Origin of the sequence: Aeromonas popoffii (assembly GCF_037818705.1) — a bacterium.
In the GTDB taxonomy this organism is placed as follows: Bacteria; Pseudomonadota; Gammaproteobacteria; order Enterobacterales; family Aeromonadaceae; genus Aeromonas; species Aeromonas popoffii.
Map to the genome: position 1 here is coordinate 2,192,701 of NZ_CP149129.1, position 21,371 is coordinate 2,214,071.

The window sequence follows — 21,371 nt, forward strand, 5'->3', positions numbered from 1 at the left end:
ACAGACAGATAGCAGCTTAGCACTGGGCGATGGCGTTAAGCACCCGTTTATCTGACACCGGATAGGGGGTCCCCAGATTCTGGGCAAAAAATGACACCCGCAGCTCCTCGATCATCCAGCGGATATTGGCCACCTCGGCGGGGATCAGCTGGGATGTTGGGATCTTGGCCAGCAGCCCCTTGTAATCGGCCTCCACGCTCTGCACCTTGAGCATGTAAACCCGATCCCGGTTGGGATCGATGGCCAACTTTTCCATCCTGCGCTCAATGGCGCGCAAGTAACGCAACAAGTCCGGCAGACGCTGCCAGCCGGTCTCGGTCACAAAGCCTTTATGGATCAGTTTGTCGAGCTGGAGCTGAATATCTGACATGGCAAACGCGGTATCGAGCTGCATCTTGCCCTTGAGCCGCTTCTTGATCTCATGGGAGAGGGTCAGCACTGCCTCTACCTGCTTGGCCACCTCCACCACGGCATCGTTGAGCTCGGCGCGGACATACTCCTTGAGCGCCTCGAACCCCGCCTCGTCCCAGGCCAGGCCGCCGTGGCGCTCGATGAGCTTGTCGCAGCCACAGGCAATGCAGTCGTCAATAAGCTCGGCCACCTTGCCAAAGGGGTTGAAGTAGAGCCCCAGCTTGGCCTTGTTGGGCAGCTTCTCCTGCAAGTACTTGATGGGAGATGGCACGTTGAGCAGCACCAGCCGGCGCTGACCCGCCCACATCAGCTGTTGCTGGGCCACCGGACTCTCCACCAGCTGGATGGAAACAGAGTCCTTCTCATCCACCAGCGCCGGATAGGCCTTCACTTCGAAGCCACCGCGCTTCTGACTGTACTCCTGGGGCAGCTCGCCAAAGCTCCACAGGGTCAGGCCGGATTGCTCGATGTCGTCATCCGCCACTTGCGACAAGGTCTCCTGCACCTTGCCACGCAGGGATTCTTTCAGCGCCTCCAGATCTTTCCCTTCCGCCACCTGCTTGTGCTTGTCATCCACTACCCGAAAGGTGAGCTTCAGGTGATCGGGCACCGCATTCCAGTCCCACGACTCGCGAGGCACTGTGACCCCGGTCATCCGCCGCAGCTGGCGCTCCATCTCGTCCAGCAGCGGCCCCTGCTCGGGGTTGAGGCTGGCGAGCAGCGCGTCGGCATAGTTGGGCGCCGGCACGAAGTTCTTACGCATTGGCTTTGGCATCGACTTGATGAGGGCCACCAGCAGCTCATGGCGCAGCCCGGGGATCAACCACTCAAACCCTTTCACTTCCACCTGATTGAGCAGCGGCAGCGGAATGTGCAGGGTGACGCCATCCGCCGCCTCCCCCGGTTCGAACTGGTAGCTCAATTTGAGCTTGAGGCGTCCCTGCTGCCAGAAGTTGGGGTAGTCGAGATCGCTGATGTGGGCCGCATCCCCCTTCATCAACATCTCTTTCTCGAAGTTGAGCCGCTCGGGATCCTGCTTTTGCGCCTCCTTCCACCACTTGTCGAAGTGGCGGCTTGAGATCACCTCCTCCGGCAAACGGGCATCGTAGAAGCGGAACAGATCCTCGTCATCCACCAGAATGTCGCGGCGACGGGATTTGTGCTCCAGTGCTTCCACCTCGGCCAGCAGCTTGCGGTTTTCGCCAAAGAAACGGTGACGGGTCTCGAAATCCCCCTCCACCAGCGCGCGGCGAATAAACAGCTCGCGGCACAGGGCCGGATCGAGGCGGCTGAAGTTGATGGTGCGCTCATTGACCAGGGTCAGGCCATAGAGGGTCACCTTCTCCTTGGCCATCACGGCGCCATTTTTCTTCGACCAGTGCGGGTCGCTGTGGTGCAGCTTGATGAGATGCGCCGCCAGCGGTTCCACCCATTCCGGTTCGATCTTGGCATTGACCCGGGCGTAGAGACGCGAGGTCTCTACCAATTCTGCGGCCATCACCCACTTGGGCGGCTTCTTGAACAGGCCCGACGCCGGGAAAAGGTGGAAGCGGCCGTTGCGGGCACCGAGAAACTCGGGTTTCTCAAGATCCTTGTTGCCAATATGGCTCAAGAGACCGGTCAGCAGGGCGCAGTGCACCGTCTTGAAATCTGCCGGTTCATGGTTGGCCTTGAAACCCAACTCTTTCACCGTCTGGCGCAGCTGAAAGTGGATATCCTGCCACTCGCGCACCCGCAGGTAAGAGAGAAACTCCTTCTGGCACATGCGGCGGAACGGGTTGCTGCCGAGCGCATCCTGCTGCTCTTTCAGGTAGTTCCACAGATTGACGAAGGCGAGGAAATCAGAATCCTTGTCTTCAAAGCGTCTGTGCTGCTCATCGGCGGCCTGCTTCTTCTCCATCGGCCGCTCGCGGGGATCCTGGATACTGAGGCCCGCCGTGATCACCATGACCTCGCTCAAGCAGCCGGTTTGCGCCGCCGTGATCACCATCTTCGCCAGACGCGGATCAAGGGGGATGCGCGACAGCTGACGACCAATGTCGGTCAGCTGTAACTTGGGCTCCTGATCCTGGCCAGCTTGCTGGGCGGCGAGGTGACGAGCAGGCAGTTCACGCACCGCCTCCAGCTCCTTGAGCAGGCTCAGGCCATCCTTGATGTGGCGTGACTCGGGCGGCTCGACGAAGGGGAAAGCCTCCATGTTGCCAAGCCCCAGCGCCAGCATCTGCAGAATGACGGAGGCCAGGTTGGTACGCAGGATCTCGGGATCAGTAAAGGCCGGACGGCCGTTGAAATCCTCCTCCGAGTAGAGGCGGATACAGATACCGTCCGCCACCCGGCCGCAACGCCCCTTGCGCTGGTTGGCACTAGCCTGGGAGACAGGCTCGATAGGCAGGCGCTGCACCTTGGTGCGCCAGGAGTAGCGGCTGATACGGGCAGTACCCGGATCGATGACGTAGCGAATGCCCGGCACTGTCAGCGAGGTCTCCGCCACGTTGGTGGCGAGCACGATCCGCCGGCCGGCATGTTGCTGGAACACCTTGTTCTGCTCGGCGTTGGAGAGACGGGCGTAGAGCGGCAACACCTCGGTGTCGCGCAGATTGAGCTTGCGCAGAGCCTCCGTGGTATCGCGGATCTCCCGCTCGCCATTCATGAAGATGAGGATATCCCCCAGCCCTTCGCGGGCCAGCTCCTCCACCGCATCGAAGATGCCCTGCAGCTCGTCGCGCTCCTCCAGCACTTCACTCTTGTCGCCGGTTTTTTTATCGACAAACAGGGGGCGATAACGCACCTCCACGGGATAGGTGCGGCCGGAAACCTCGATCACCGGCGCCTTGTTGAAATGGCGTGAGAAACGCTGCGGGTCTATGGTGGCCGAGGTGATGATCACCTTGAGATCGGGGCGCCTTGGCAGCAGCTGCTTCAAGTAGCCCAAGATGAAGTCGATGTTGAGGCTGCGCTCGTGGGCCTCATCGATGATGATGGTGTCGTACTGGGTGAGCATACGGTCGTTCTGGATCTCCGCCAGCAAAATACCGTCTGTCATCAGCTTGATGTGGGTCTGCTCGCTCACCTGATCGGTAAAGCGCACCTTATAACCCACGTAGTGGCCGAGCTCGGACTCCATCTCCTCGGCAATACGGGCCGCCACGGTACGGGCCGCGAGGCGCCGCGGCTGGGTGTGGCCGATGAAGCCTTTCACCCCGCGCCCGAGCGAGAGACAAATCTTGGGGATCTGGGTGGTCTTGCCCGAGCCGGTTTCACCGGCGATGATCACCACCTGATGTTCACTGATCGCCTTGGCGATCTCCGCCTGCTTCTGGCTGACCGGCAAATTGTCCGGATAGGTGACCTTGGGCACGCCCGCCAGACGAGACTGATAACGCGCCTGTGCAACATCCAGATCCGCAGCGATGGTCTCAAGCACGGCAGCCTGCTTGCCCTCAGGCAGCTTTTTGACCCCGTGCAGACGACTGGAAAGACGGCGGGCATCGAGATTCATGCAGGCAGAAAGACGGCGGCGCAGCGCCTCGATAGAGAGAGACAAGGTACGAATTCCTTAAATGAGTGCCCAGAGGGGCCATATCGACAAGCTTCGGGAGATCCTAAAGAGCGAGGAAGAGCGGTGCAAGCCTTAAAGCGATTGGGATGGCGATGAAAAGCGGAATAACGGGCGTTTGGACAGAAGTATCTGAATGACCTGAATAAAAAGAGCAGGCCGCGGCCTGCTCCCGATGACTCATGACACTCAATCCGATCAGGCACGGGCCTTGTGTACGAAACAGGTAGCCAGCTGGGCGTGGATCGCCAGCATCACATTGTGACGACTGATCACCCCGAGCAGATGTCCCTCCTCCACCACAGGATAGATCTTGGGCTTTTGCCCCATCATCATCTCGGCCAGCTCCAGAATGCTGGTGTCGGGCCCGACCGCCAGCACCTCCTTGCGCATCACATCCTTGACCTGGGCCACCTGCTCGCAGTGATAGGCCTCCTTGAGCATGACAGCGATGCAGTCCTGCTCGGAAACCCAGCCGATCAGATGACCCAGCGCATCCACCACAGGGCCACCAAGTTGGTGACTGTTGAGAAACTTTTCGACCGCAGACTGCACCATCATGTCAGCGCTGAACGTGATGGGCCGGGTCTGCATATAATCCTTTGCCTTGAGTGATTCCATTGTGCGTTCCCCCAACCAGCCTCCCGGGCGGGAGGCGCAAGCCGGACACTATGTCCGGTTCACTCCAAGCATAGCTCGCACCCGATCAGGAGAAGGATTGCAGCAACAGCAGCAGCTCGTTCTGACTGTGGCAGTCGGTCTTCTTGAACACCCCCTTGAGGGTCGAGCGGACGGTTTCCACCTTGACCCCACGCAGCTCGGCGATGTCGTTGCTGCTGTAACCCTTGCTCATCAGCACCAGCAGCTCCTTCTCGCCTATGGTCAGCGGATAGAGGCTGGCCAGCGCCTCTATGTCGGGATTGAAAGAGTGCTCGGGATCCCGCAGCACGACTTCCACATAGCGCTCGAACCGGCTGAGACCGCTCATCAGCGTACACTGGATCAGCAGCGGCCTTAAATTGGCCTGTCGGGAAATAGACATATACGCGCTCGCTCCTGGCAACAAGTAAGCAAAGCCATTCAGGATCTCCTTGAACTGGCGTTGTTGCTCCTTATTGTGCAGCGAAAACATACCATTAACGGCCCGTAACTCCACATTCTCATCGGAGATACGATTGAAGGCCACATTGGAATAATGGATATGGCCTTTGTCATCGACGATGGCGCTGGGCTTATTATGGTTTTTAACCAGTTGCTGCAGCTGATAGTTCTGGGTTTCCAGCGCCAGCAAGTTCCAATAATGGTTACTCCAGGCCGCAAAACCAGAATAAACCTCTGCCAGCGAGGAGATATCCTGAGCGCTGAAATCTTCCTGGCTGGCACCACGATAGGTGCACAAGCTGCTAAGACCCCGCCCCTTTACCCGGCAGACCCCCCCGGCCGCAAATTGCGCACCGAAACTGGCAAGCAGCCCCGTCGAATTGGACAGTGTCGTGGCATTGACTATGCCCTGGCAGCCCTTGTCCAGATAGTGATTGAACCACACATCCTGGCGATGGTGCTGTACATAGAACTGCTGCTGTGCCTCTGTCAGCCCGCTGGAGAAGAGTTTTATCCCGTCGCTCTTGTCATCATCCCGTAACAGAAACAGCGAAGAACTGCCTGACACATCGGAGCGGAACTGATCCACCACCAACTTAATGTCAGAATCATTAATACCGCACTCATATAACTGGCTTATATAGGGTGATACCCTTTCTTTTGCTAATGCCTTCACTCCCGAACTCCTAATTCTTATTTTTATTGAGGTGGCATCTTACTCTGCAATGAGAAACCCGAAAAGTAGTCAAATGAACAAAGGTTTTATAACTGATCCATAAATAGTAATGATAAAAGTCCATAAGGATGGGTGAAAGCGAAAATCTTAAATCCAAGTTAATGTTTTATATGATTTTTGTCGCTATGGATATTTTTATCGTCATCGGGGTTACCACCACGGTGAGATCCTGCTCCCATGACAAACCTCGCATTTTTTCCCCTTTGGCCCCAACAACCGACCCGGCTCCAATAAAGATCCCGCCCCCTGCCTCCCCTGGCCTAGTTATTTTGGGTCTGACAATGCCAGCACCATAGCGCCACATCTGCCTGACTGCACTCACCCCCTTTACTGCCCATCTATCCAGCCACGCTGTTATCGCCACTCATCCCCCCTTTGCCTCCCATACGCGCAGATCGCCATCTCACGCCAGATCCAATGCACCGATGTTTCATTTTGGTTAATTTTATGTTTGATTTGTGAGCCCGGGACGGTAATGTATATACAATTTACTCGGTCAGATGTCGGGCAGGCGTTACACCACCAAGGAGAAATGACGAGATGGAACAGGACAATGTGCTCATCGCCCCCACGAAATCAGGCGCCGGCATCAAGCTGTTGCTGACCGGCCTGCTTGGCATCGCCATTTTTTTCATCCCGTTCGAGCTGGCAGGACGCAGCACCATACTGGTGGATCACCTGGCTGGCTTGCTGATGGCACAGCGGCCATTGGCTTTGGGATTGATCCTGTTACTGATCGCTTATGGGGCCGTGACTCCGCTGCTGGATGGCCGCTGGCGCGCGCGTCCCATCGACAGACTCCTGAGCCTGTTCAAGCTGCTCGGTCTTGGTCTGGCGTTGATGTATGTCGCCGAGCTGGGACCGGCCTGGCTGATGACCCCGGATCGCCTGCCCTTTCTGTTCGACAAGCTGGCCATGTCGGTCGGCCTCATCGTGCCCATCGGTGCCATGGCCCTCACCTTCCTGCTCGGCTTCGGTCTGCTGGAACTGATCGGGGTACTGATGCAGCCCGTGATGCGGCCGTTATGGCGCACACCGGGGCACTCCGCCATTGATGCGGTAGCCTCGTTCGTCGGCAGCTATTCGGTTGGGCTGCTCATCACCAACCGGGTCTTCCTCGCGGGCAAATACACGGTGCGGGAAGCCGTCATCATAGCCACCGGGTTTTCCACCGTGTCGGCCGCCTTCATGATCATTGTGGCCAAGACCCTCAACCTGATGGAACACTGGAACTTCTATTTCTGGTCCACCCTAGTGATCACCTTTGTCATCACCGCCATTCTGGCGCGCGTGCCCCCTATCTCCAACATGGCCCATCACGGGGAAACCGATGAGCCACTGCCAGCCGGCATGCGCCGCTGGCAAGCCGCGCTGGCATCCGGGCTGAGCCAATCCAGTCAGGCAGACCCCCTGCTGCGCCAGTTGCAAGACAACCTCAAAGATGGCCTCAGCATGGCGGCCGCCGTGGTGCCCACCATATTGTCGGTCGGCCTGCTCGGCCTGTTGCTGGCGCAGCACACCCCCTTGTTCGACCTGTTGGGCTGGCTACTGTGGCCCCTGACCTGGTTGCTTGATCTGGGCGAGCCACTGGAGACCGCCAGATCGCTCTCGGCCGGGCTGGCAGAGATGTTCCTGCCCGCCATCCTGCTCAAAGATGCGGATCTGCTGGTGCGCTATGTCACCGCCGTGATCTCGGTCAGCTCTGTCCTCTTCTTCTCCGCCTCTATCCCCTGCATCCTGGCCACCAGGATCCCGGTGAGCGTGAGCCAGCTGGTGGTGATCTGGCTCCTGCGTACCCTGCTCGGCATAGTGCTGGCAGCACTCTGCGGCAAGCTGGCCATGGCGGCAGGCTGGCTGAGTTAAGCGAGGTGGAACACCCTGGTGGGGAAACGCAAGCACGTGCACCAACCAAGAAGGCGCCCGAGGGCGCCTTCACTTTTTGGCACAGCAGCCATAACGCCCGCCGCAACAGGGGCTGACTTGGCACGCACGCCATAAAAAAACGCAGCTGATACAGAGTGCCTGCATCAACTGCGTCCTGGTCATGCTTGATGAGGCTTGCCATGCCAGATGGGGAACGTACGAAACACCCACCCTGCGTCACATCGCGAGAGCATCAGATCTGCCTGGCCCTTAGCCCGCGCTGCCCTATCGAAGCATTGGATTTACGTCGACATGCTTAGAAGGGCAGCTTCATGCCCGGGGGCAGTTGCATGCCGCCGGTCAGCTCACCCATCTTGGTCTTGTTTTGCTCTTCCACACGACGAACGGCATCGTTGACGGCGGCAGCGACCAGATCTTCGATCATCTCTTTGTCATCTTCCATCAGGCTCGGGTCGATCTCGATGCGACGCACACTGTGGCTGCCGGCCATGGTGACCTTGACCATACCAGCACCGGCTTCGCCGACCACTTCCATCTGGGCAAGCTGCTCTTGCATCTTCTGCATGCGCTCTTGCATCTGTTGGGCCTGCTTCATCAGGTTCCCCATTCCACCTTTACCAAACATATGTCGTCTCTCGTCTTGAAATCCGGCATCCAGCGCCGGGCTGTGGGCTTGTCTGTCCTAGATGGGGACAAACAAACCGCTTTTCAACCGGGCACTGAGCCCGGCATGGGTGTTAAACATCGAATTCAATTGCTTAGCGGCTCTATGCTCTCGTGGTGGAGCATGGCACCAAACCGCTGAACTAAAAACTGCACATTGGGATCCAACTCCAGATCCCGGCTTACCTGCTCGCGCACACCCAAATAGAGGCGGTGCTCTATCTCAAGGGGCGTCTCCTTATCGGGTACCAGGCCCAGGGTCACCTCCACCTGCACGGCCTGACCCAGCTCCGGGCCTATGATCTCGGCCAGATCGGCGCGGGCCCGATCGCTGATCAGGTGGCGCTGCTCGGGCTTGAGGATCAGCTGCACTGTCTCTCCCTGCTGGCTCATGACCGCGTTGATCGCCAGCTGACGCAGCCGACCGCCGACCCCGGTGCGGGCAATCAGCTCGGACCAGGGATCCCCACAGTTGACCAGCAAGGAGGACGGGATCAATCTGGCGACCGCTTCCCCCTCCTCGGATTGACTGTCGCTCTCCAGCTCATCCCAGTCGATGGCCTCCATCACGGAGGTCGCCGTCGGCTGAGGTGCGCTGGCAGCAGCAACCTGGGGCATCGCGGGTGCGGGGCTGGACACGGCAGGCGCGACCTGTGCCCTCGCGGCCGACGTACCGTCCAGATCCCAGGGCGGCAGATCGTCGGGGTTGGGGCGAGCGCTGGCGGGAACGGGAGCAGGGGCAGCCTGAGCATAGGCAGGCCCGGCGCTGGCCGCAGGAGCCGCCGGCAACCGGTTCGGCATGGGCGCACTGGCAACCGCATCGCTAAAGCCCTGGCTCAGGTACTCCTCGTAATCGCTGCCACTGTCGTCATAGGCGTCGAGCGGCGGCAGATCCTCATAGCCCGCTACCGCAGTACTCTGGATCGGCGCCACGGCAGCGGGTGGCCAGCCGGGGGATGCTGGCGCAGCAACCGGCGGCACGATCGGGCTGGCCTCGGGGGCCGTCACCGGCCTGGTGGGAGCAACACGAGGTGGTGCAGACGCAACGGCGGTGGCCCCTGGCTCACCACGCAGGCGGCTGCGCAGCAGATTGCGCTTGCCCAGCAGGCTCTGCATGCTGGACGCAGCAGAGGGGGCCGCTTGCGGCTCGGCAACGGGAGCTGCCTCCATATGAGGCTCAGGGGATAGCGGGGCTGTCAATGAGGCGTCCTGCAGCGCGTCGTCACGCCTGCTGACGGGAGCCATTGGCTCACTCGCGCCAGAGGATCCCTCATAGCCCATCTGCTGCGCTTCACGCAGCAGCTCGTCCTGCTCGGCAAACAGCGGCGCGCTCAGCGCGTCGCTGGCATTCTCTTGCTCATCCACAGAGCGAGGGATGACAGGCTCAGCCTGCACAAGGGAGGGCACCCCCGGCGTGAGGGTTGGAGCATCAGTAGAGACAGCCGGTGGGGCCACAGTCGCGGTGGCCGAAGCGGGGGCTGGCTCAACCCCCTGAGGCTTTCCCAGCGGGGCCGGTGCAGTCCTCACACCAGCCACGGGCGACAGAGCGGCAAGGTTGGCCGGGTGCACGGCCTCACGGCGCGGGGAGAAGGCCAGCATGCGCAGGCAGGTCATCTCGAGCGCGGTGCGGCCATCGGGGGCCCAGGGCAGATCCTTACGCCCCCCCAGCACTATCTGGTAGCAGAGCTGCACCTCTTCCGGGCTCATGGCCTGAGCCAGCTGCAACAGGGCATCGGCATCCGCCCCCTGCTCCTGCACGGTGGCGGGCAGCAACTGCGCCATGGCGATGCGATGCAGCAGCCCTTCCAGCTCCGCGTGCAGCTGATCAAAATCGGGCCCCAGGGTCGCAATCTCGGTGATCTTGGCCATGGCCGCCGGAGCATCCTGGCGCAAGATGGCCTCCAGCAACTGGTGCAGGTGGCGGTGATCGAGCGTACCCAGCATGGCCAGCACACTCTCGAGACGCACGCTGCCATTGCCGTGAGCCAGCGCCTGATCGGTCAGGCTCAGGGCATCGCGCATGCTGCCGTCGGCCGATTTGGCCAAGGCTTGCAGAGCGCGCGGCTCGAACGGTTGCCCCTCCTGATCCAGCACCCATTCGAGCTGCTTGGCGATCTGGGTCTGATCCAGACTCTTGAGATGAAACTGCAGGCAGCGGGAGAGGATGGTAATGGGCAGCTTCTGCGGATCCGTGGTGGCCAGCAGGAACTTCACATAGGGGGGCGGCTCTTCCAGGGTTTTGAGCAGGGCGTTGAAGCTGTGGCGCGACAACATGTGCACTTCATCGATGAGGTAGACCTTGAAGCGGCCGCGGGCCGGGCGATACTGCACGTTGTCGAGCAGCTCGCGGGTGTCTTCCACCTTGGTGCGGGACGCCGCATCAATCTCCAGCAGATCGACAAAGTTGCCCTGATCGATCTCGCGGCAGGTGTCGCACACACCGCACGGATGGCTGCTGATCCCCTGCTCACAATTGAGACTCTTGGCCAGAATGCGGGCTATGGTGGTCTTGCCAACCCCACGGGTACCGCTCAGCAGATAGGCATGATGCAGCCGTCCCTGATCCAGGGCGTTGGTCAAGGCGGTCAGCACATGATGCTGGCCTACCACTTGTTCAAACGTATGGGGGCGCCATTTACGCGCCAGAACCTGATAGCTCATAAGTCTCGATGCAGGGATGACAAGGCATTGAGACAGAATGCTAACACAAATGCCAGGCGGGCTGTATCGGCTATCGGCGAGGGCGGGAGGGATCGCTTGAATTTCAAACCGATGCCCGGATGGGCACCGGTTTCGGGACACGCAACAGGCTGACGAGGCCTGCGTTGCATCCGGGGGGATTACTCGCCAGCCAATTCGACCAGTGAGACGACCTTGATGCCGGCCGCCGTCAGGCGGGCATCGCCGCCCAGAGATGGCAGGGAGATAATGAAAGCCGCATCGGCCACATCACCACCGGCCCGGCGGATGAGCTTGACGGTCGCATCGACGGTACCGCCGGTGGCCAGCAGATCATCGACGACCAGCACCTTGTCACCCGGCACGATGGCATCAGTGTGCAGTTGCAGGGTATCGGTACCGTATTCGAGGGCATAGGACTCCTCGATCACTGCACGGGGCAACTTGCCCGGCTTGCGCACCGGCACAAACCCCAGGCCCATGGCGAAGGCGACCGGTGCACCGAAGATGAAGCCGCGGGCCTCGGTGCCGACGATCTTGGTGATCCCTTGATCACGATAATGCTCAGCCAACAGATCGATGGTAGCTTTGAAGGCCTCCGCGTTCTCTATCAGGCTGGTGATGTCACGAAACAGAATGCCCGGCTTCGGATAGTCGGGGATGGTCTTGATGCTCGCTTCGATAAATTTCAGGGTATCCGGATTCATTGTTTGACCGCTTATTTTTTGAGCCCAGGCGTGGCCGTATTTCTCGATTCCCGCCAGCGGGAAATAAAAAGGCCCGTCACGCAAAAATGACAGGCCGACTCCATAGCATTATTGCCGCAATAGCTTAGGGACTTCACTTCGCCATTGCAACTGGCTCCAGTACCGGCAGACGCATTAACCAGGTGAGCAGGATCACCATTATGACCACCAGCAGCCCCTTGACCCAGAGCAGCGGCACCACCGCCAGCGATACCGAGAAAGTGAGCAGAATGAAGATGATGGCCCGCCGACGGGCATGACGACGAATACCGCGATACTGCTGCCAATCGACGATGGGCGGGCCAAACCAGGGGTGAGCCAGCAGCCAGCGGTGAAAGCGGGGGGACGAACGGGCAAACAGCGCCGCCGCCAACAACATGAAGGGGGTGGTCGGCAACAGGGGCAGCACGATTCCTATGATGCCGGTGACGAATGCCAACCAGCCCAATCCCATCAGACACCAACGTTTCATGGCCGCTCCTCTTCAATTCAGCTCTGCTTAGCGTAACAGAGTTGACCCAAAAGCTGACAACCCAGACCTGCGAGCGTCGGCTGATGAGGCTCAACGAGTGGGCTGATGGCTGACAACGCCGGCCATTGCCACTACAATCTGCGCTCTTTTTTCTCCCCTTGCCTTCGGAAGCAGCTATGCGCGTTATTTTGGCCCCCATGCAGGGGGTGCTGGATCACCTGATGCGGGAGGTACTCACCTCCGTCAACGACTACGACCTCTGCGTCAGCGAGTTTATCCGCGTGGTCGATCAGTTGCTGCCTGCCAAGGTATTTTATCGGCTCGCGCCCGAACTCAAGCAGGGTGGCAAGACCCGCGCCGGCACCCCGGTAAGGGTGCAACTGCTGGGGCAACACCCCGAATGGCTGGCCGAGAACGCGGCACGCGCCATCGAGCTTGGCTCCCCCGGGGTCGATCTCAACTTTGGCTGCCCTGCCCCCACGGTGAACAAGAGCAAGGGCGGCGCCGTCTTGCTCAAAGAGCCCGACACCATCTACCGCATCGTCAAGGCGGTGCGGGAGGCGGTGCCAGCCCATCTGCCGGTGAGCGCCAAGATCCGCCTCGGATACGATGACAAGGATCTCTACCTGGAGAACGCCCAGGCCGTCTATCAGGCGGGCGCCAACGAGCTGGCGGTGCATGCCCGCACCAAGCGCGAAGGCTACAAAGCCCCGGCCCACTGGGAGTATGTGGACGCCATCCGCCGCGCCCTGCCCATCCCTGTCACGGCCAACGGCGAGATCTGGGATCATAAAGATGCCCTCGCCTGCGCCAGCGTCTCCGGCTGTGATGCCCTCATGGTGGGGCGCGGTGCCATCTCCCTGCCCAACCTGGCCAACGTGATGAAGACCGGCTGCGCCCACATGAGCTGGGCACAGGTGTTGCAGCTGATGGTGAGCTACACCGAGCAGGATCTGGCCAGCGAGAAAGCGGACTATTACCCCAGCCGCATCAAGCAGTGGTTCAGCTACCTCAAGCGGGAATACCCGCAAGCCGACCTGCTGTTTCGCGATATCAGGCTGTTCAAGGAGACGGCTCCCATTCGGGAGGCCTTGCTGCAAGCCTCGAAAGCTGTGATCTAACCGTCTTTTACTTGACGCATATCATCTTGATAATCCTGTTGTCTCCCTATACTGCCCTGGATTTGTAATTCGTCTGTTGGGGGCTAGTGTGTGTGAAATGACGCAAGCTCGGTTGGCCGTGTGGCGTGAGCGCCTGCTGACTGACTGGGCACAAGTAAGAGAAGAGCTGATAGGTCAGCTCAAGGCCTGTCGGCGTGACGAGTGGGCGGAAAAAGTAGATCACTGCGAACGGGATCAGCTGGTAGAGCTGACCAGTCGCCTCGACTTGCCCAAGGTGGAGCAGAGCGTGGCCTGCCTCAAGCGGATTGATGCCGCTCTCTGTCAAATGGATCTGGGGCTCTATGGCATCTGTTCCGATTGCGAAGAGCCGCTTGCCATTGAGCAACTCGAACTGGATCCGACCCTGCAACGCTGCCCACGCTGCGAAGCCCGCTATCGCAAGGGATTCCACGCCCACGAACTCTGAGGGATGCACATTTGTGCATCCTCGCTTCCAGGCTGGTCAGCCTGCCGTTTCTATCCAATCTGATCTATATCCAGCAGACACCCGTGCATTTGATGCTGAACCGCCGCACCACCACGCCACAGCAGTTGCAACGGCTCGACGAGGCCATCAGGGCCCTACTGCAGAGCCCTGAATATAGGCAGATCCTCGCACGCTACCACTACCCGCAGCCGTGAGGCAGATAGAACAATGGGCCCGCTGGGCCCATTGTTGACTATGTCGCTTATTGTGCCAGCAGATGCCCCACCAGCTCATGACGCCACCCTTGTAGCAGCATGGGCTTGTCAGCACGAGCACGCTCTTCATCGCTCATACGCCAGCTCCAGGTGAAGTACTGGTGAATGATCTTCTTGCTCGCCACCAGTTCCGGCGGGATGTTGCTGGCCTTGGCTTTCTCCTCCACCATCCCCTTGATGCGCTTGAGCTCGGCCTTGTACTGGGGATAATCCACCAGCCGGCGAATGGGATCAGGCCAGCCCGCAGGGTCGCTCTGCTGGGCCGTCGCGACTATGTCCAGCATCCGCTTGCCATGGATCTTGATCTCGATGGGAGCCAGCCCCAGCTCATTGAGATCGCGCAGCGACGTGGGTTTGCGCTCCGCCATCTTGAACAGATGCAGCTCCTTGACCACGAAGTTAAGGGCCAGATCGCGGCGCACCGCCTCTTGCTGACGCCAGGCAGCCAGCTCGCGCAGTATGGCCAGTTCACGGCGTCCCAGTTGCCAGGCATTGATGATGTCGAGATAGGCCTGACGGGGATCGCAGCCCTGGGTCTTGCGGGCCGAGTGGTTCTGGCACTCCTGCTCGAACCAGGCAAACTTGCCGCTCTCGTGCAGCTGGGCCATCACCTTCTCGTAGAGCGGCATCAGGTAGAACACATCAGCCGCCGCATATTCGAGCTGACGCTCGGTGAGCGGACGAGCCAGCCAATCGGTGCGGGCCTGATCCTTGACCAGCTCCACGCCGAGAAAATCCTTGGCCAGGGCGCCAAAACCGACCGACACGCCATAGCCCAGAAAGGCCGTCGCCAGCTGAGTATCGTGCATCTGATTGGGCAGATGGCCAGCCTCGTGCTGGATCAGCTCCAGGTCTTCGCCGGAGGCGTGCAGTATGGCGATCTGCCCTGCCCGGCCAAGCCGTTGCCAGAGGGGCGCGAGGTTCAGAGCCAGGGGATCCAGCAGGGCCAGATGCTCGCCATCATAGATCTGGAACAGGCCCAGCTGGGGGTAATAGGTGCGGGTGCGGACGAATTCAGTATCGATGGCCAGGGGAACGTCGGCCAGGGAAGCGAGATACTGTTCCAGTTCGGCTTGCTGTGAAATGAGTTGATAGTGCATCTTTGCCTGCGCGTTGATCAGGGCCAAAAGAAAAAACCGTGGCATGACCCACGGTTTTGCATGACAGCGGCGGATCGCCCGTTATTGCTTGGCAATTTCCTCGTCGCGCAGCACGCGGCGCAGGATCTTGCCCACATTGGTCTTGGGAAGTTCGTCGCGAAATTCTACCAGTTTCGGCACCTTATAGGCAGTCAGATGTGTGCGGCAGTGGGCAATAATCTCGTCCTCCTGCAGTTTTGCATCTTTTTTGACCACGAAGATCTTCACCAGCTCGCCGGAAACCTTGTGCGGCACGCCAACCGCAGCCACTTCCAGCACCTTGGGGTGAAGCGCCACCACGTCTTCGATCTCGTTCGGATAGACGTTGAAACCCGAGACCAGGATCATGTCCTTCTTGCGATCGACGATCTTGAAAAAACCTTGCTCGTCACACACGGCGATGTCGCCGGTACAGAGCCAGCCATCCTGCATCACCTCGGCAGTGGCCTCGGGACGCTGCCAGTAACCCACCATCACCTGGGGGCCGCGCACCTGCATCTCGCCGGGCTTGCCACATTCGGTGATCACCTGACCGGCGTCATCCACCAGACGGATGTCGGTGGAGCAGACCGGCAGACCGATGGAGCCGTTGTAGTCGAGCAGATCGTAGGGGCAGACGCTCACCAGCGGCGAACACTCGGTCAGGCCATAACCTTCCAGCAGCGGGGTGTCGGTCAGCCCCTTCCACTGTTCGGCGACCGCCCGTTGCACCGCCATGCCCCCCCCTATGGTCAGCTTCAACTTGCCAAAATCCATCGACTGGAATTCGCCGTTGTTGACCAGGGCATTGAACAGGGTGTTGACCCCTGTGATGCAGGTGAAGGGGTATTTTCTGATCTCTTTGACAAAGCCTGGGATGTCGCGCGGGTTGCTGATGAGCAGGTTGTAGCCACCCAGGCGCATGAACAGCAGACAGTTCACCGTCAGGGCGAAGACGTGATAGAGCGGCAGTGCCGTGACCACGAACTCCTTGCCCCGCGCCAGCATGGGGCCATAGACGCCGAGGCACTGCTCGACGTTGGCAATCATGTTGCGATGGGTCAGCATGGCCCCCTTGGAGAGGCCAGTGGTGCCGCCGGTGTACTGCAGGAAGGCGAGATCATCGTTGGTGATCTCGGGCTTGATGTACTGCAGGTAGCGCCCCTTGGAGAGTGCCTGACGCATGGTGCTGGCGTGGGGCAGGTTGTATTTGGGTACCAGCTTCTTGACGTATTTCACCACGAAGTTGACCAGGGTGCCTTTTGCCAGCCCCAGGTTGTCGCCCATGCGGGTCAGGATGACATGCTTGATCGGGGTATCGTAGACCACTTTTTCCAGGGTATGGGCAAAGTTGGAGACGATAACGATGGCCTTGGCCCCCGAGTCTTTGAGCTGATGCTCCAGCTCGCGCGGGGTATAGAGCGGATTGACGTTCACCACTATCATACCGGCGCGCAGTATGCCGAACACGGCGATGGGGTATTGCAACAGGTTCGGCATCATCACAGCCACCCGATCCCCCTGGCTGAGCTTGAGCTCGCTTTGCAGGTAGGCGGCAAAGGCGCGGGACTGCTCTTCCAGTCGGCGGTAGGTGATGGTTTGCCCCATGTTGACGAAGGCAGGCTGATCGGCAAACTCGGTCACCGATGCCTCAAACATGTCGACCAGGGAGCTGTATTGGTCTGGGTTGATCTCGGCGGGAACCCCTTGTGGATAACGCTTCAGCCAGACTTTTTCCACGAACTTCTCCTGCATAACTAGCACCTGTGCGCTCACTGTATTGCCTCCGTCCCTGTTCACATCCAATTCAATCGGTCGTTTTAAGCTCATGCTCTAATGTCACCCATATTTACATAGGGCCACATCAATTAACAGCGAATTAACAACGGATACGTGTGAGGGGGAAAACAAACCTGGAATGATTGAAAGCCGGTGATTCTAGCGAATTTGACAAAATTTTTCGATACAAACGGCGGTATCGGCCGAGTTTTCCATATGAAAATGATGGTTTCCCGCCAAAACGACCATTTCTATTTGCTCGAATGCGCCATGACGCAACTGCCACTGCGCCAGCAGGCTGGCAAAGCCCTGCTCGCCCCGGATAAACAGCGCAGGGCAGCGGATAGCACGGATCAGCGCCTGGGCCTGCCCCTCACCCATGCGCAGTGGCGACAATTCCCGCAAACGGGGATCGCTGCGCCAATGCCAGCGCCCTGCCCGCTCCACCAGTTGTCGCTCGCAGATAAGCCGCGCCGCCTGCGGCGTGATATCCGCCACCTTGCAACGGGCGGCCACCGCCTCATCAACCGAGGCAAAGCCGTTGGCATTGCGTTCCCGGGTGCGGCTGCGATTTAAAATCGCCCGCCGTAACTGCGCCGGCACCTCCTCATCGGGCTGGCTGAGCGGGCCCAACCCCTCCAGCATGATGAGCCGCTCCACCTGCTCGGGAAACACCCCGGCATAGGCGGAGGTGATTAACGCCCCGAGGGAGTGTCCAAGCAGAGTAAAACGCGACCAGCCTGCCGCCTGCACGATCTGGTAGAGATCGTCCAGCCAGTCGACAAAGACATAGGGAGTGGTCTTGTGATCGGAGTGACCGTGCCCCGGCAGATCGACACAAATGAGATGAAAATCACCCAGATGCGGCGCCAGCGGCAAGAAGCTGGCGCTGTTGTCGAGCCAGCCATGCAAGGCAATCAGCAGCAGCTTGCCCTGCTGCTCGTTGTCAAGCAAGGCCACCCGGCGACCATCGGCCAGGGTGAGCATTTTTTCCTGCATGATGATTGTCATGAGCAACCTTAGCGACGCAGCGGCCGTCTCGGCCAGAAGGGATCATAGAAGGGGTCGTAGAAGTAAGGATCCATATAGCGGATTTCCACCTCTTTGACTGGCGGCCACAGCTTGCTGGAGGTGGCATCGATCACCGAGAAACGATATTTGTGCTCGCCAATCTGGCCATCCACCGGCTGGCCTATGGTGCCGAGCACCGTCAGGCTGCGCCCCTTGGCGTAAAGGGTCGGGTCGACGAAGCCCTGCATGATGGCCAGAAAGCGGCCCGGACTCTGCTCGGTCTGCTCCGGAACCCCGTTGGATTTGAGCGGCAGATAAACTACCTCGATGACGCTCTGATCCGCCTTGTTCTGTACTGCCGAGATGACGCCGCTCCAGCGGGCCGGTTTGCCCTCCATCCCGCCAAGGGCGGGCTGATAGGCCACCAGCTGGTTTGCCGGCTCATAGGCCAGCTCCTTCGGAACAGTGCTGCACCCGCCGAGCAGCAAGCCTGCCACCCCTATCACGATCGCACGTTTCATCATGTCACTCTCCTTTTTGCCGGATACCGAACCTGTTACCAGGCCCTGTCCGGCAGGGGGATGCAGGTTTATGGCAAGAGCGACAGGCATGCAACGCAGCCTCCTGCCCTTATTCGCGACCCGGCAATTTTTTCCAGGTCACCTTGTCACGCAAATAGACCGGCGTCGCCTGCTCTACCGGCACCGCCTCCCCCGCTAGCCAGGCGGCGCGGGCCAGCGGCAGCATGTCGATGGCCGCCGGGAAGCGTACCTGGCTCACCGCCAGCTCATCGGCAAGACCACTCAAGGTCTCGCCATAGGTTTCAAAACCTGTACCGACGCAGGTCACCGGACCCGCCAGCTTGCCACGGGCGTCAACCAGTGCCGCGGGATCGCTCACCACCTCGTCGCCCACCAGTTGCATGCGGCCATCGATCAGCTCATAGCGGCCAAAATAGACCTCGTTCATCCGTGCATCGATGGCGGTTAACACCTGTTCAGCACCATCGAGACGATAGGCACCTTGCGCCATGGCACCCAGGGTGGAGATGCCGATGAGCGGCACGCCAACCCCAAACGCCAGCCCCTGGGCCACGCTGATCCCGATCCGCACGCCGGTGAAAGACCCCGGGCCACGCCCGAACGCGATGGCATCGAGCTCACCCAAGGTTATCCCGGCGTCGTCCAGCACAGCCTGAACCATGGGCAAGATTTTACGGGTGTGATCCCGCGGCGCCTCTTCCCAGCGAGAGAACAGCGCGTCACCCACCTGCAAGGCGGCGGAGCAGGCTTCGGTGGCGGTATCAACGGCCAGGATCTTCAACTCGTTCATGCTTTCCAATCTCTATAAAATCAGTCAATTACATAACCGGCAAGCAAGATATGCTCACCCGTTGTTCAACTCTGTTATCTGGCGGCAAACTTAGTCACCGCGATCGAAAAAGCGCCCCAGCGTCCCCAACTCCCGGGTGCGAGGGATGGCGGGCAAACTCTTGATAAAGGTAGCGCCGTAGGGTTTATTGACCATGCGTGGATCACAGATGACCAGTACGCCGTGATCACTGCGATCACGAATGAGCCGCCCCACCCCCTGCTTGAGCGCTATCACTGCCTTGGGCAACTGCAGCTCGGCGAAGGGATCGCCCCCCTTGAGCTTGCAATCATCGACCCGTGCCTTGAGCAAGGGATCGTCTGGGCTGGCAAACGGCAGCTTGTCGATGATAACACACGACAACGCAGCCCCCCGCACGTCTATCCCCTCCCAGAAGCTGCTGGTGGCCACCAAGACGGCGCGGCCATTCTCGACAAACTCCTTGAGTAGCCGCTGCTTGTTGTCCTCCCCCTGTAGCAAGACAGTGCGGCCAATCTCGCGGCGCAGCACCTCGGCCACCTGACGCATCACCTGATGGCTGGTGCAGAGAAAGAAACAGCCCCCCGGCGTCTTGTTGATGAGGGGGATCATCAGCTGGGCCAGCTGTTCGCCACGGCCAAAGGCATTGGGCTCGGGCAGAAAACGGGGCACACAGAGCCGCGCCTGCTCGGTATAATCAAACGGGCTGTCGAGAATAAGCTCGGCACTGCCCGCGAGTCCCAGCTCGGCCACAAAGTGATCGAAGCGCATGTCCACCGTCAGGGTGGCGGAGGTAAAGATCCAGGCCACCTCGGGACGCAGTACCTCGGCGCCAAAGCGCTCGGCCACCGAGAGCGGCGTCAAATTGAGGGAAAAATGCAGCCGCGAGCAGTCATACCAGTAGGAGAAGCCGGTCTGATTGACCGCCAGCACCTCCCCAAGGCGGGTGCGCAGCTCGCAGATCCGCTCGAAGGCGTGATCCAGCTGCTCGCCGCGCCCGAGCGCGAGTTTGAGCACCTCGTAGCAGAGCCCGATGGCGTCGTTGAGACGGGCCAACGCCTGCCCCCAGAGCGGCTGGCGCAGCATGTCACGGGTATTGCCACGGCCGCCATCCACCCCGAAAGCGAGCCGCAGATCCTGACTGGCGATGGATAGCCGGTCCGCCGCCTTGCCGAGCTGGGCCATGTCGTGCGCCTCGGCCCGATAGGCCAGCTGGATATCCTGCGCCAGATCCTGGATGGTGCGGCTGCCCACCGACTTGCCGAAGTAGTTGGTGGCGATCTCCGCCAACTGGTGCGCCTCGTCGAACACATAGACTTGCGCTTCGGGCACCAACTCGCCAAACCCAGTGTCTTTCACCGCCATATCGGCGAAGAAGAGGTGATGATTGATCACCACCACCTGGGCATCCATGGCGCGGCGACGAGCAACCACCAGATGGCAGTCGTCGTAATAGGGGCAGTCACGCCCGAGGCAGTTGTCGTTGGTGCTGGTGACGTGGGTGAGGATCTCGGCGTTTTCCTGCAACCCCGGGATGTCCCCCACATCGCCGTTATCGGTAGCCGTGGACCAGGATTTGACCTTCACCAGATCATTGAGCACTTCCGGCTTTTGCAGATGGGATTCGCTCAGGAGCCGGTTCATCCGCTCGATGCAGAGATAGTTACTGCGCCCCTTGAGCAGGGCCACTGGTGGGGTGTAGGAGAGCGCCCCCGTGATGGTCGGGAGATCCCGATAGAAGAGCTGCTCCTGCAGGTTCTTGGAGCCGGTGCTGATCACCACCCGCTTGCCAGACTCCAGCGCAGGCACCAGATAGGCATAGGTCTTGCCGGTGCCCGTTCCCGCCTCCACCAGCAGACGGCCACCGCGCTTGATGGCACTGGAGACGGCCTCGGCCATGGCCAGTTGCGGGGCGCGGGCAACAAAGCCGTCGATGTGGCTGGCCAGAGGGCCATCTGGCTTGAACAGGGTCTGGATGGTCAAAAGGGCGTCCCGCAGCAAAA

Annotated in this window: 16 protein-coding genes and 1 pseudogene; 4 read left to right on the plus strand and 13 right to left on the minus strand. The window is 60.0% G+C overall.

The genetic code is table 11. The features are described from left to right. Positions 1-16: 16 nt before the first annotated feature. The 3 genes from hrpA to WJM78_RS10040 all read right to left on the minus strand — a co-directional run bounded on the left by hrpA (position 17) and on the right by WJM78_RS10040 (position 5,744). Entirely contained in the window at positions 17-3,955 is a 3,939-nt protein-coding gene (gene hrpA / locus WJM78_RS10030) for an ATP-dependent RNA helicase HrpA (RefSeq protein WP_339015442.1), read from the minus strand. Positions 3,956-4,165: 210 nt separating this feature from the next. Next, on the minus strand, positions 4,166-4,588 hold the full coding sequence (locus WJM78_RS10035) for a CBS domain-containing protein (protein WP_339015443.1): 423 nt from the start codon (positions 4,586-4,588) through the stop codon (positions 4,166-4,168). An 85-nt stretch (positions 4,589-4,673) separates the two neighbouring features. Further along, complete coding sequence (locus WJM78_RS10040; RefSeq protein WP_339015445.1) at positions 4,674-5,744, minus strand: helix-turn-helix transcriptional regulator; 1,071 nt, start codon at positions 5,742-5,744, stop codon at positions 4,674-4,676. A 600-nt stretch (positions 5,745-6,344) separates the two neighbouring features. Between WJM78_RS10040 and WJM78_RS10045 the strand changes: the two genes are divergently transcribed. Next, positions 6,345-7,667, plus strand: a complete 1,323-nt coding sequence (locus WJM78_RS10045) for a YjiH family protein (protein ID WP_339015447.1) — start codon at positions 6,345-6,347, stop codon at positions 7,665-7,667. A 316-nt stretch (positions 7,668-7,983) separates the two neighbouring features. Here WJM78_RS10045 and WJM78_RS10050 read toward each other — a convergent pair whose 3' ends face one another. The 4 genes from WJM78_RS10050 to WJM78_RS10065 form a co-directional block, all read right to left on the minus strand. After that, entirely contained in the window at positions 7,984-8,313 is a 330-nt protein-coding gene (locus tag WJM78_RS10050) for a YbaB/EbfC family nucleoid-associated protein (protein WP_042037688.1), read from the minus strand. 125 nt (positions 8,314-8,438) lie between these two features. Beyond that, positions 8,439-11,012: a DNA polymerase III subunit gamma/tau gene (gene dnaX / locus WJM78_RS10055; RefSeq protein WP_339015451.1), complete on the minus strand. Its 2,574-nt coding sequence runs from the start codon at positions 11,010-11,012 to the stop codon at positions 8,439-8,441. Positions 11,013-11,191: 179 nt separating this feature from the next. Then, positions 11,192-11,737, minus strand: a complete 546-nt coding sequence (gene apt / locus WJM78_RS10060) for an adenine phosphoribosyltransferase (protein ID WP_101347027.1) — start codon at positions 11,735-11,737, stop codon at positions 11,192-11,194. 133 nt (positions 11,738-11,870) lie between these two features. Continuing rightward, the gene (locus tag WJM78_RS10065) at positions 11,871-12,248 is read right to left on the minus strand and encodes a YbaN family protein (RefSeq protein ID WP_042037684.1); all 378 of its coding nucleotides are present in this window, start codon (positions 12,246-12,248) and stop codon (positions 11,871-11,873) included. Between the two features lie 176 nt (positions 12,249-12,424). Between WJM78_RS10065 and dusC the strand changes: the two genes are divergently transcribed. The 3 genes and pseudogenes from dusC to WJM78_RS10080 all read left to right on the plus strand — a co-directional run. Next, the gene (gene dusC / locus WJM78_RS10070) at positions 12,425-13,369 is read left to right on the plus strand and encodes a tRNA dihydrouridine(16) synthase DusC (protein ID WP_212513144.1); all 945 of its coding nucleotides are present in this window, start codon (positions 12,425-12,427) and stop codon (positions 13,367-13,369) included. 97 nt (positions 13,370-13,466) lie between these two features. Beyond that, positions 13,467-13,835: a TraR/DksA family transcriptional regulator gene (locus WJM78_RS10075; RefSeq protein WP_042037682.1), complete on the plus strand. Its 369-nt coding sequence runs from the start codon at positions 13,467-13,469 to the stop codon at positions 13,833-13,835. A gap of 59 nt (positions 13,836-13,894) precedes the next feature. Further along, positions 13,895-14,050: pseudogene (locus tag WJM78_RS10080) on the plus strand (ABC transporter substrate-binding protein); the annotation flags it as partial. A gap of 47 nt (positions 14,051-14,097) precedes the next feature. Here WJM78_RS10080 and rnd read toward each other — a convergent pair. The 6 genes from rnd to WJM78_RS10110 form a co-directional block, all read right to left on the minus strand. Beyond that, a complete protein-coding gene (rnd, locus tag WJM78_RS10085) occupies positions 14,098-15,210 on the minus strand; it encodes a ribonuclease D (protein ID WP_339015459.1) in 1,113 nt (370 codons plus the stop codon). A gap of 81 nt (positions 15,211-15,291) precedes the next feature. Next, complete coding sequence (fadD, locus tag WJM78_RS10090; protein WP_157013433.1) at positions 15,292-16,968, minus strand: long-chain-fatty-acid--CoA ligase FadD; 1,677 nt, start codon at positions 16,966-16,968, stop codon at positions 15,292-15,294. Between the two features lie 198 nt (positions 16,969-17,166). After that, positions 17,167-18,018, minus strand: a complete 852-nt coding sequence (locus tag WJM78_RS10095; protein ID WP_339015461.1) for an alpha/beta hydrolase — start codon at positions 18,016-18,018, stop codon at positions 17,167-17,169. 8 nt (positions 18,019-18,026) lie between these two features. Continuing rightward, entirely contained in the window at positions 18,027-18,542 is a 516-nt protein-coding gene (locus tag WJM78_RS10100) for a Slp family lipoprotein (protein WP_339015463.1), read from the minus strand. Positions 18,543-18,648: 106 nt separating this feature from the next. Beyond that, a complete protein-coding gene (gene tsaB / locus WJM78_RS10105; RefSeq protein WP_339015465.1) occupies positions 18,649-19,350 on the minus strand; it encodes a tRNA (adenosine(37)-N6)-threonylcarbamoyltransferase complex dimerization subunit type 1 TsaB in 702 nt (233 codons plus the stop codon). 90 nt (positions 19,351-19,440) lie between these two features. Beyond that, the gene (locus WJM78_RS10110) at positions 19,441-21,351 is read right to left on the minus strand and encodes an ATP-dependent DNA helicase (protein WP_339015467.1); all 1,911 of its coding nucleotides are present in this window, start codon (positions 21,349-21,351) and stop codon (positions 19,441-19,443) included. Positions 21,352-21,371: the final 20 nt, after the last annotated feature.